We start from the raw sequence: 560 nt of genomic DNA, 5'->3' as shown, positions 1-560 counted from the left end.
GCCCTCGACCTGCTGGCGGCCCCCCGCGGCCCGTCCCAGGCGAGCCAGATCTCGGCGGACGCCCTGGACCAGAACGCCAACCTGCTGGCGGCGACGCTCGGCGATTTCGGCGTGCGCGGCGACATCCTCTAGGTGTGGCCCGGCCCGGTCGTCCCCCTGTACGAGCTCGCGCCCGCGCCGCACAACAAGTCTAGCCGCGTGACAGCGCTGGCCGACTAGATCGCCCGCCGCATGTCGGCGTTCGAGGCACGGTGTGCGGTAGTGACGGCCTGCACGCCGCAGCCGGGCCCAGGCGCACCGCATCGGCGCGGACGCCCAGCAGCAGCACGCCACCCCGGTGGGGGCGACGCTCGGCGATTTCGGCGTCCGCGGCGACATCCTGGCGGTGCGGCCCGGCCCGGTCGTCACCCTGTACGCGCTCGAGCCCGCGCCGGGCCCCACGTCCAGCCGCGTGATCGCGCTGGCCGACGATATCGCCCGCTCCATGCCGGCGGTCTCGGCGCGCGTGGCGGTCGTGCCCGGCCGCAACGCGATCGGCATCGAATTGCCGAACGCCAAGC

Annotated in this window: 1 pseudogene; it reads left to right on the top strand. The window is 74.8% G+C overall.

Annotated elements, in window-relative coordinates:
• Positions 1–313: 313 nt before the first annotated feature.
• Positions 314–560, top strand: a pseudogene (locus MKK75_RS34595) (DNA translocase FtsK); the annotation flags it as partial.

Source organism: Methylobacterium sp. J-030, from assembly GCF_022829545.1.
Taxonomy (GTDB): domain Bacteria; phylum Pseudomonadota; class Alphaproteobacteria; order Rhizobiales; family Beijerinckiaceae; genus Methylobacterium.
This window is presented reverse-complemented; position numbering and strand designations above follow the sequence as displayed.